An 8,999-nucleotide genomic window follows, 5' to 3' on the forward strand; every position below is an offset into this window, starting at 1 on the left:
GTCGCTGGCAAGATGTCGGGGTGCTGTCCGTGCCAGCAGCCCGACATCTTTGTGCGGCTATTGCCCGTTGAGCCGATTCTTCGTTTTTGCCGTGGCCACATGTCCCCAAGGATTTTCTGGCCAGGGATGCTTCGGATAGCGTCCACGCATTTCAGAACGAACTTGAGCGTAGGGGCCATTAAAGAAGCTGGCAATGTCTTCGGTAACTGCCAGCGGGTGGCCCCCTGGGGACAACAGGTGGAACTGCACCGGCAGCTTCTCGTGCACCAGCCGCGGAGACTGGTCCAGGCCAAAACACTCTTGAAGCTTGACGGCCACCACAGCCGGACCGCTCTCACCCACAGGTGGATAGGAGATGCGGATCTTGGACCCTGACGGCACTTCCAGGCGTTGCGGCACCAACGAATCAAAATCGTGCGCATGCTCCCACGGAAGCAGGGTGCGCAAGGCCGAATGCACGTCGGCTTTGGCAGCGTTTTTGCCGTGAGCTATCTGGCGCAGAATAGGTTGCAGCCATTCATCGGCCCGCGCGATCAGGGACTCATCATCAACCGCGCAGAACGGTTCGCCAAGCAACCGGTAGGCCACTGCCATGCGGCGGCGCAGGGCATCAAAATTTTCCTGCTCACCGAAAAACGCCAGTCCCTGCTCTTGCACAGCGAACTGGACCGCCTGCATTCCCAATTCCTCGGTAGCCTTGATGGGACGCGTGGAAAGCTCAATGGCGCCGAAGCGTTCTACCTTGCGAGCACTGATTTTGCCGTCGATGAATTCGGCAGTTTCTTTGCTCTCGCGCATTTGCGGAAGCAACTCAAGGACCGTAGTCAGCTCGATACCCGTCGCTCGCCTGATCGTTGCCTTGGTCCCGGTCCGCGCCACTTCGACCACGGCCAAATACTCCTCATGTGCCAAGTGGCTCCCCCGAGGAAGAACAGCTCTTGTTCCTGAAGCAAGCAGGTACTCATCGTGCCCAACTTTGCGGGCAACCCATTGCGGGTAGGCCAGTGCGCTGATGGCTGACAATGCCTCGGCCGACGAAGCAGTGGCTGGCGCAGGTTGTCCTTGCTTGCCGCGAGTCTTCGCCTCCACCAGTCGTTCCATGCGCGCTGCCTCATGTTTCCAGGCGCGGTGGCCCGGATGGGATGCCCTTCGAATCGAAACCAGCAGTTCTTGCAGATCTGCGCTGGCGATGCGCTCGGAGCTGGCCAGCAATGCCACAGCTTCGGCCGCCGGCAGCGAGCCGAACAAGGGCGCGCCCTCCAGCAAGGCTCGCGCGGCCCTGGGATCGGTGGGGATCCTGACCATTTGCTCGCCCATCGAGGTAATGCGTCCCGAACTGTCAACGGCGCCAAGGCTTTTGAGCACCAGCTCGTCGCTGCCCATGGCCGCGGCAGGGGGAACCTCCCACAACTCCAGACCCTCTCCCCGAGGCGTTCCCCACGCTGCCAGGGCAAGACCTGCCGAAACTAGATCACCGGTGCGGATTTCCGGGGTGGAATAGGCTGGTGCCGCGGCGAAGGACTTGGGGTCAAGGGTGCGCACGACTTGGCCGGGTCCCAGTCGGCCAGCACGGCCAGCACGCTGGGTGGCTGTGGCACGACTTGCTACGACTGTGACAAGCCCGGACATTCCGCGGGACGTATCCCGACGCGGTTCCCGGGCATAGCCAGCGTCGACCACGAGGTGGACCCGAGGTACTGTCAGCGAGGATTCGGCAATGGAAGTTGAAACAATAATTCGCGGCGAACTGCCTGCCTCAGGTTCATTCAGAATCGCGTCTTGCTCGGCCGAAGAGATTTGCGAATGCAGTGCCAATGCGGTGACACCATTGGCTGAAATCTGGGCGCAGACGCGTTCGACTTCACGCACGCCCGGCACAAATACCAAGGTGTCCACCGGATGCTTGCTGGCAGCATTGGCTCTCGCCGAATGCTGCACGCTAACGGCCGCGACATGTCGCAAGTAGTCATCTTTGATACCGAATTCAGTGACTCTGGCTGATGAGTAGCTCTCGAAAATCTCCTCGACATCGAACTGCGCGGTTTGGGCGCTGAACACCCTCGCTGGTTTTTCAGTCGAAAGGAAATCGGCAAGTTCCTGGGCGTGCAGCGTCGCGCTCATCAGAACAAGGCAAAGATCATCTCGAAGTTCATTGACTTGCTTGACCATTGCCAGCAGCAGATCGGTATCGATGGACCGTTCGTGGACTTCATCAATGATGACGGCGCTGACCCCCGCCAAATCCGGATCGGCCAGCAAACGGCGCAGCATCAAACCTGCGGTGACAAATTCCACCTGGGTTGTTGCGGAACTCTTGCGTTCTCCGCGAACCGCAAAACCGACGTGCTCGCCGAGCGCTGACCCATCCAAGTGGGCAAGCCGCCGGGCAGCGGCGCGGGCTGCCACGCGGCGTGGCTGGGTACCGATTATTTTTCCAGCCAGCCCGGCTTCCCGCAGTGCATTGCTCACCGTCGGCGGGACAATGGTGGTTTTGCCCGATCCCGGCGGCGATTGAATTACCAGAGGGCCAGAAGGATCCGAAAGGAGCGCGCTGTACAGGTCATCCCGAATGGGCCTGAATGCAAGCCCGCGGGCGACCCGCTCTAGATCAAAAGTACTGCCGCTCATGCCTGGCGCCCGGACCAGAAGGAGCGGATGGCGGTGATGACTGGCTCGATTGGGTACAGGGTGCTGCCATGCGTTCGTCCCGGCAAGGCCACCATTCGAGCGTTGGGCAACGTGCGAACCATAATTTTGTTCTGGTCAAATCGAGGCTGATCACGCGTGCCGATCAGCAGCAAGGTTGGGATCCCGATTTTGGCCAAGTCTGCAAGAGCAATATTCTGGAGCGTCTCAGCGGCCTCGTAGTACGCGGCCAAGGCTAGCGGATCATTTGCTTTGAAAGCCAGCCTGGTTGCAGGATCCAATTTTCCGCCGGTCTCCTGGCCGCTGACGAACCCTTCGATATCTCCACGGCGCAACACTTCCAGATATCCGGGAAAGAAGAGTTTGCCGATTTCGCCTGGGGTGATTTCAAACGTGCCGCCGAGCATGATCAATGAGATCACTTGCTCCGGATGATTCATGGCCAAGTGCAGACCGGTACGCGCACCAAACGAGTACCCAACAATATGCACCCGTTCAAGGCTCAGATGGCGCAAGACTGCTTGGATGTCGCTGACGACCTTGTCCATGGTGTAGTCGGCGACGTCATGCGACTTGGCTGATTTGCCGTGACCGCGTAAATCCATGCGGATGGTCCGATGGTCTTCGCCAAGTTCCTTGGTGTAGCCCAGACCGCGCCAAATGGATCGGGATAAAGCTGAGCCGTGCAGGAAGAGAATTGGTTCCCCGTCTGCTCCGTCATCGTCAAAAAAGATGTTGGAACCATCGACAGGATTATTGATCATCGGCATGCTTTCGATTAAATCCCCTATCCATGGGGAAGGGGAAATCTGAGTTGCCCCAAACCTATCGACAACGCCAATTAATAGGTGAAGACTGAAAGTACGCGAAAAGGCCACCGCCAACAAAAGTGGTCTGGACCAAAATCAAAAGGGGGAAGATCATGAATGCACAATCAGCCAACGGGCAGCCGGTAGATCCCGACGAAGAGAAAAAGCTTCATGACCAGCATGACGAAGAGCTTGTCGAAGAGTGGGAAGATGAATCCTTCCCTGCTTCTGACCCACCGTCGAATTACTAGACATCAACTTCCTAGGTGACCACACACGTCGCACTCAGCTTGTTTCAAGACTCGGCTCCTAGTGTGGTTATTACCTTCTCAAGGTGCGAGTGATCTAGAAGAACCGATCCGCGCAGGCGTTACCTCCTTGGCCTGACGGATCGGTTCTTCATTTAATTTCGTCTGATCAGATTCCTATCCACGCCGTTGCCGCAACGTTACGCACATAGCAGATTTGTCCCGGCAACACGTTGGACGAGTCGCCTTCTGGCATATTCTGAGGTGGAAGCCCTTTGCCCTCCACCCAGCCAGCATCGCTGCTGGTAGAAAGGTGTCTCGTGGAATACGAACGAATGCCATCCATCAAGGAATTGCACCGCCCCTACACTGCAGCGGCGGATCGCTACGAACACTACGGCTACCGCCGCGTTGGCGATTCAGGCTTGCGGCTGCCCCCGTTGTCCTTGGGATTATGGTGGAACTTCGGAGACAACCGGCCCTTCGACAGCCAGCGAGAAATTCTCCGCCATGCGTTTGACAACGGCATCAACCACTTCGACCTGGCCAACAATTACGGTCCACCTGCGGGTTCTGCCGAAGAGAACTTTGGGCGCATGATGCGCAAGGACTTCAAGCCTTACCGAAATGAATTGGTGATTTCTTCCAAGGCCGGCTACGACATGTGGCCGGGCCCGTACGGAACCTTCGGTTCTCGCAAGTATTTGCTTGCATCGTGCGATGCATCGCTAGAAAAAATGGGCTTGGATTATGTGGACATCTTCTACTCGCATCGCTTTGATCCCAAGACCCCATTGGAGGAGACCATAGGGGCTCTGGATACCCTGGTGCGCCAAGGCAAGGCCACCTATGTTGGCATTTCTTCCTACTCTGCAGAACGCACCGCCGAGGCCAAGGCCATCGCCAATGATCTGGGGACTCCGCTGGTCATTCACCAGCCTTCCTACAACATCCTCAACCCTTGGGTTGAGCATGGCTTGATGCAAACCCTGGAGAAAGAACGCATGGGCACCATTGCGTTCACTCCATTGGCCCAGGGCCTGCTAACCGACAAGTACCTGTCGACCACTGATGTTGAGCGCCAAGGAGGTCGCCGCTCACTTGAAAGCCAACTGACAGAAGAGAATATGGCCAAGGTCCGAAGCCTGAACGAGGTGGCCCAGCAGCGAGGCCAATCCCTGGCACAGATGGCTTTGGCCTGGCTGCTTCGTGACGGAGCGGCAACGTCGGTGCTCATTGGCGCTTCTTCCACCAAGCAGCTGGACGAAAATTTGGGTGCTTTGAACAACCTGGAATTCAGCGAGACAGAGCTATCGAAGATTGCCGATATCGCGCAAGGTGATGCCGGTATCGATTGGTGGCGCGCTTCAGCAATCAGCTAACAATATGACTTGAAAACGGCCCAATGGAGCCATAGTCGATAGCCGTGGTTTCCCTGTGTTCACTTGGGGAGACCACGGCTTTGCTTTTGCTTGGATGCGTGGCCTGTTTTCCGCCGATGAATATTGCTTCTCCATACTGGCTCAAACGCAATTCTGGGGATAAGCTCGACGTAGACGCGCAATGAAGTGAATTACATTCATTTATTGTGTTAAGTTCGATAGCGTCAAGGAACAGGCTTACGCTGACCAATCTGCACAAACGACAGGAGCATTGATGAGCGCCCCAACCTACAAGGTCTTAAACCCGGCCACCGGTGAAGTTGTTGAAGAATTCGCCGCCGCCACCGACGAGCAAGTCGAGCAGGCCCTGAGCTCGGCCCAGTCTGCCTACGAGTCATGGCAGAACGTTGACATCACCGAGCGCGCGAAGATCGTTTCCAAGGTTGCAGCCCTCTTCGCCGAGCGTGCTGAAGAGCTTGGCAAAATCATGACCACTGAAATGGGCAAGCCGCTCTCCGAGGCAGTCGGCGAGGCAGAATACTGCAAGGACATCTTCGAGTACTTCGCCACCGAGGGGCCTTCCCTGGCCGCGGACCAGGAAATCAAGTCGTTCTCCGGCGGCAAGGCCGTCGTGCAGAAGCTTCCGGTTGGCCCCCTTCTAGGCATCATGCCGTGGAACTTCCCGCTCTACCAGGTAGCGCGCTTCGCAGCGCCAAACCTGATGCTGGGCAATACCATCATCCTGAAACACGCCGAGTCATGCCCGCGCTCGGCATTGGCCATTCAGGAAATCATGGACGAGGCCGGCGTCCCGGCAGGCGTCTACAACAACGTCTTCGCAACGCACGACCAGATCTCCACCATCATCGCTGATTCCCGCATCCAGGGCGTTTCCCTGACCGGTTCGGAGCGCGCAGGCGCCATCATCGGCGAGCAAGCGGGCCGTAACCTGAAGAAGGCCGTGCTGGAACTTGGCGGCTCGGATCCATTCGTTGTCCTGGATTCGGATGATGTGCCTGGCATCGTTGACACCGCGTGGGGATTCCGCATCGATAATACGGGCCAGGCCTGCAACTCGAACAAGCGCATGATCGTCATGGAAGACATCTATGACGACTTCGTCGCCGAGCTGACCAAGCGCGCAGAAGGCCTGGAGGCCGGGGATCCAATGGCAGAGCTGGAAGGGACCTTCGCGCCGATGTCGTCGCGCAAGGCAGCCGAGGACCTCCACGCCCAGGTGCAGGATGCAGTCTCCAAGGGAGCGACCCTGCACGCCGGCGGCGTGCTGCACGACGGTCCTGCGGCCTACTACTCCCCTGCCGTGCTGACCGGTGTCACCAAGGAGATGCGCGCCTTCTACGAAGAGCTCTTCGGCCCAGTAGCCGTAGTCTACAAGGTAGCCAGCGACGAGGAAGCTGCGGACCTCGCTAACGACACCATCTACGGCCTGGGCGGTTCAGTGCACTCCACCGATGCAGAACGCGCTGCCAAAGTCGCCCAGAAGCTGCAGGTTGGCATGAGCAATGTCAACATCGCCGCAGCTGAAGGTGCTGAAATGCCGTTCGGTGGTGTGAAGCGCTCTGGCTTCGGACGCGAGCTCGGCCCACTGGGCATGGATGAGTTCGTAAACAAGCGCCTGTTCTACGTGGGCGAGTAATTCATGCATTGGCAGCCGCCCATGTGCCCATGAAAGTCGGGGCGAACCATGAACTTGCATGGTTCGCCCCGACTAATTCGTTTAAGCGGTCGAAGATGCCTTTTCCGGCCTGTCGGTAAATTCATCTTCTGGTTCTGAAGTACCTTCAGATGGATTCCTACGAAGGAACTTTTCACGCCATTGTGTGGCTAGCCATCCCTGAATAGTTAACCAAGTGCCGCTGGAGACAAGGACGGCGTCCGCAGATGCCATGATGCCCGAGAAGAACGGGAGCCCCATAACGACGGCGATACCGATATGCATCCCAAGAATCACGATCAGCGCAATCCTCCTGCTGATCTTATGGAACAGCATGAATGGGAACGCAATTTGTGCCACCACAGTTACGTAGGTAATCAGCGCAACTACCCAAGAGTTCGCAGTGATGAGGTCGCTGAGCCATGGAAAGACACCATAAGCTTCAGAATTGACCGGGTAATACATGGCGGTGCCGTTCTGCCACAAACTACCCTGAACTTTGTATAGACCGGCTTCTAAATAGACCATACAAAGCTGAGCCACTACTAGGCACAACGCTAGATTATGAAGCACCGTAACGGCTTCGAATTCTTTCTTACTTTTTGCAGCGCGCTTACGCATCCAAGAATCGACCGACCAATGCTTCGATAGATCTGCAAAGATCAGATAAATCAGCATAATTCGGATGAAGTAGTTTCCACCGTCAGAAACAGGTGTGTTTTGAGCATTTATGGCCGTGTAGAAAATGAAAAAGAGTGGAGTGACGAAACGCGTCTTCCATCCGATTACAAAGGCGATCGCTAAAACTACGGCAACCACATACCAAAAGACAAAGAAGCCAAGACCAGCATCACGCAGAATATCTAACGGCCACTTGTATCCAAGTACCGAGCGGTATGGTTCTAGATATTCCGATCCTGGACCCCAAATCTTGGAGGCGACGGGAACATTTACCACTAACCAGCCCAAGATAAAAAGGCCTGATGCCATGCGCATAACGGCCAAACCATATGCCGCATGGCGGTTTTCGGTAAACCAGCTGTAGAGCGCGGCGAGAAATTTCGAACCAAAATCTCTATTTTTTACCATCCAGTTTCGGATGGACGGAGCATTGACCGTCTCCTGATTTAGCTCCATGCCGACACCGCCGCTTTACTGAATTCTTTGGTATCTCGCCATCCGATATACGTTTCACGAGATTTCGTTTTAGCTTCATCGTTGTTTCGTTGAGCGAAAGGAACGATTGGTTCACGCCTGAGTTTAATTTCAACCATTGACGCTCCACCCCACTGCTCAATCGCATAAAGAGATGCGAAGCCGACGGCCGTGTCCTCCATTCGCTTATAAGCTCGAAGATTACTCAATTCTGTAACTGAGTATTCTTTCCTCGCCTGTGACGAACTGAGATCCACTCCGAATACTGGAGTCCCTTGAATAAACGGTTTTGCGATTTGTTCACGTGCGCTTGTACTCAAATCCGATGCGGCACTCCAAAGCCTTCCATGTATCGACTTTGACTGTTTAGACTCACGGTTAGCGAACATGTTACCGGCGCGGCTATTCATCTCCTCAGCGGTGACGTCGCGCCATTCCGTGAATTTCGCGCCTTTCTTGCTTCCTTGTGCGCAAATTTCCGGACTCGATAGGCAAGCACGCATCGTAAAGTACTCATCTTGCGAATACGGACCGGGAGCAAAAAGGCTCCACCCTTGATCTAGCGGCCCAAGAAAATAACGATTCAATCCAGGTTGCAATGACGACTTAATTGGCGTGGAAGGTCCAGTGAAGGCCAATGTCGCACCAATATGCCCCAATGCTGCCGCACCTGCAATTAAAAGCACCAACACCGTGAACAGTTTGGGCCTAGTTTTATGTTGCCTCATCAGGCTATTGTCTCCGATCCCTCAATGCCCGTGAATAATTGCAATCACGACTTGAACGCGAAATGGGAGGGGCATCAATTGATGCCCCTCCTACTTCTAACTACCACTTGCTATTGACTAAGCTGAACGCTTTCGAGCGATCGCAGTCACACCAGCTCCGATGAGGATAAGTGCGAGTGCACCCGCACCAATCCAGAGCGCTCCGTTAGAACCGGTGTCCGCAAGGCCACCATTCTTGGAATTGTCCTTTTGCGGTTCCGTAGAGTCATCGGAATTTGCATCCGAGTTGTCCGCGGCATTGGCGCTACCGTTTGCGTCAGTGTTCGCATCCGTGTTTGCGTCAGTGTTCGCATCCG

General features: G+C 55.8%; 7 protein-coding genes. 3 read left to right on the forward strand and 4 right to left on the reverse strand.

Going from position 1 to position 8,999, the window contains the following annotated elements:
• Nucleotides 1–57 precede the first annotated feature (57 nt).
• Together hrpB and AC6CHO_RS03815 are read right to left on the reverse strand one after the other, a co-directional pair.
• The gene (gene hrpB, locus AC6CHO_RS03810) at nucleotides 58–2,628 is read right to left on the reverse strand and encodes an ATP-dependent helicase HrpB (protein WP_498213773.1); all 2,571 of its coding nucleotides are present in this window, start codon (nucleotides 2,626–2,628) and stop codon (nucleotides 58–60) included.
• Nucleotides 2,625–3,416, reverse strand: a complete 792-nt coding sequence (locus AC6CHO_RS03815) for an alpha/beta fold hydrolase (protein ID WP_498213774.1) — start codon at nucleotides 3,414–3,416, stop codon at nucleotides 2,625–2,627. The genes hrpB and AC6CHO_RS03815 overlap by 4 nt, the downstream gene beginning before the upstream one ends.
• A 152-nt stretch (nucleotides 3,417–3,568) precedes the next feature.
• Here AC6CHO_RS03815 and AC6CHO_RS03820 point away from each other — a divergent pair, with 152 nt between their 5' ends.
• The 3 genes from AC6CHO_RS03820 to AC6CHO_RS03830 all read left to right on the forward strand — a co-directional run bounded on the left by AC6CHO_RS03820 (nucleotide 3,569) and on the right by AC6CHO_RS03830 (nucleotide 6,742).
• On the forward strand, nucleotides 3,569–3,706 hold the full coding sequence (locus AC6CHO_RS03820; RefSeq protein WP_171919718.1) for a hypothetical protein: 138 nt from the start codon (nucleotides 3,569–3,571) through the stop codon (nucleotides 3,704–3,706).
• 332 nt (nucleotides 3,707–4,038) lie between these two features.
• The gene (mgrA, locus tag AC6CHO_RS03825; RefSeq protein ID WP_498213795.1) at nucleotides 4,039–5,085 is read left to right on the forward strand and encodes an L-glyceraldehyde 3-phosphate reductase; all 1,047 of its coding nucleotides are present in this window, start codon (nucleotides 4,039–4,041) and stop codon (nucleotides 5,083–5,085) included.
• Between the two features lie 274 nt (nucleotides 5,086–5,359).
• The gene (locus AC6CHO_RS03830) at nucleotides 5,360–6,742 is read left to right on the forward strand and encodes an NAD-dependent succinate-semialdehyde dehydrogenase (RefSeq protein WP_498213775.1); all 1,383 of its coding nucleotides are present in this window, start codon (nucleotides 5,360–5,362) and stop codon (nucleotides 6,740–6,742) included.
• Between the two features lie 81 nt (nucleotides 6,743–6,823).
• On the opposite strand, the gene AC6CHO_RS03835 is transcribed toward AC6CHO_RS03830, so the two are convergent.
• Nucleotides 6,824–7,897, reverse strand: coding sequence for an HTTM domain-containing protein (locus AC6CHO_RS03835; protein ID WP_257745423.1), 1,074 nt, complete (start codon nucleotides 7,895–7,897; stop codon nucleotides 6,824–6,826).
• Complete coding sequence (locus tag AC6CHO_RS03840; protein ID WP_498213776.1) at nucleotides 7,888–8,643, reverse strand: DUF5819 family protein; 756 nt, start codon at nucleotides 8,641–8,643, stop codon at nucleotides 7,888–7,890. The genes AC6CHO_RS03835 and AC6CHO_RS03840 overlap by 10 nt, the downstream gene beginning before the upstream one ends.
• Nucleotides 8,644–8,999: the final 356 nt, after the last annotated feature.

This window comes from Glutamicibacter sp. GQ173 (assembly GCF_059759215.1).

Excerpts from the sequence above, each read along its gene's own strand:
- hrpB (WP_498213773.1), bottom strand. The coding sequence starts at position 2,628 with ATGAGCGGCAGTACTTTTGATCTAGAGCGGGTCGCCCGCGGGCTTGCA.
- AC6CHO_RS03835 (WP_257745423.1), bottom strand. The coding sequence starts at position 7,897 with ATGGAGCTAAATCAGGAGACGGTCAATGCTCCGTCCATCCGAAACTGG.
- AC6CHO_RS03815 (WP_498213774.1), bottom strand. The coding sequence starts at position 3,416 with ATGCCGATGATCAATAATCCTGTCGATGGTTCCAACATCTTTTTTGAC.
- AC6CHO_RS03840 (WP_498213776.1), bottom strand. The coding sequence starts at position 8,643 with ATGAGGCAACATAAAACTAGGCCCAAACTGTTCACGGTGTTGGTGCTT.
- mgrA (WP_498213795.1), top strand. The coding sequence starts at position 4,039 with ATGCCATCCATCAAGGAATTGCACCGCCCCTACACTGCAGCGGCGGAT.
- AC6CHO_RS03820 (WP_171919718.1), top strand. The coding sequence starts at position 3,569 with ATGAATGCACAATCAGCCAACGGGCAGCCGGTAGATCCCGACGAAGAG.
- AC6CHO_RS03830 (WP_498213775.1), top strand. The coding sequence starts at position 5,360 with ATGAGCGCCCCAACCTACAAGGTCTTAAACCCGGCCACCGGTGAAGTT.